Origin of the sequence: Tepidibacter formicigenes DSM 15518, from assembly GCF_900142235.1 — a bacterium.
In the GTDB taxonomy this organism is placed as follows: domain Bacteria; phylum Bacillota; class Clostridia; order Peptostreptococcales; family Peptostreptococcaceae; genus Tepidibacter; species Tepidibacter formicigenes.
In genome coordinates, this window is the sequence record NZ_FRAE01000144.1 from 1 (window position 1) to 1,246 (window position 1,246).

1 protein-coding gene is annotated in these 1,246 nt (G+C 26.7%); it reads left to right on the top strand.

Annotated elements, in window-relative coordinates; genetic code table 11:
• Window positions 1-118: 118 nt before the first annotated feature.
• The coding region (locus BUA77_RS13270) for an IS701 family transposase (protein ID WP_072891082.1) at window positions 119-1,246 on the top strand (1,128 nt) is incomplete at its 3' end.

The following is a 1,246-nucleotide window of genomic DNA, read 5'->3' on the forward strand; positions in this document are numbered from 1 at the left end:
CTATGAAAGTGCAAAAACACTTCAATAATTTTCCATTACAATAAAATAAAAAACATTTATGCAAAACCTTGTTATAATTAAGTTCCTACACAAAAACATAACAGGTGGTGTTGCATAAATGTTTCAGAACTTAATTATAACAAATGAATTAACATTAGACAAATTTTTAAAAGAACTAAAATATGACTTATATCTTACAAAACCACAAATAAAACATATGCAAAATATAGTGAAATCAATGTTTATGAGTGGTTATACAGGTAAAATCAATGATGTTTCTAAATTTTTATCATCTAAACATAGAACTAGTATTACAAGATTTTTATCTAATTCATCATGGGATGAATCTTTGATATTTAATTCTTTAAAAAACAAAGTAATAGATTTAATTTGGTCTAGAGCAAAACAAACAGATAAACCTATATACGTGATTATAGATGACACTATTTCAGAGAAAACTAAGCCCTCGTCAAAGGCTTTAAATCCAATTGAAAAGTGTTTCTTTCACAATTCCCATTTAAAGAGAAAAACTGTTTATGGACATCAAATTGTACTTGCTTTACTTTTTTGTGATGGCCTAGTTTTACCTTATTCTATAGAAATTTATGATAAAAATAATATGAGCAAAATAGAAATTGCTTCTAATATAATTAAATCTCTTCCAAAACCAATAAAAAAAGGGTATGTTCTTTGTGATAGCTGGTATAGCTGTAAACAACTATTCGATGCATCAACTAAATCTGGATATACATATATTGGAGCTATAAAAACAAATAGAGTAATCTATCCAAAAGGTCGTGAACGACTAGGTACTAAGCTTAATAGCTATGCTCGTAGTTTAAATAAGGAAGTCTTCGACTTAGTCACCGTCAAAGATAAAGAATACTATATTTACAACTACGTTGGAAAATTAAATGATATGAAAAAAGTATCTATAGTATTAAGTTATCCTAAAGATTCATTTCATGAAGATGGATGCTTGAAAGCATTTATTTCTTTAGATACATCATTAGCATCTTTAGATATATTAAATCGATACATCGATAGATGGATAATAGAACCATTTTTTAGAGATTGTAAAAGAAATTTAGGATTAAATGGATATCAAGTTAGAAGCCAAAAAAGTATTACTAGATATCTAATAATAATGTTAGTAGCTTACACTTACTCCAAATTATGTTCAGGCGTAGCCTTAAGTTTCAACACTGGATTTAAAAAAATACAAAACAATTTAAGAAAAACACAA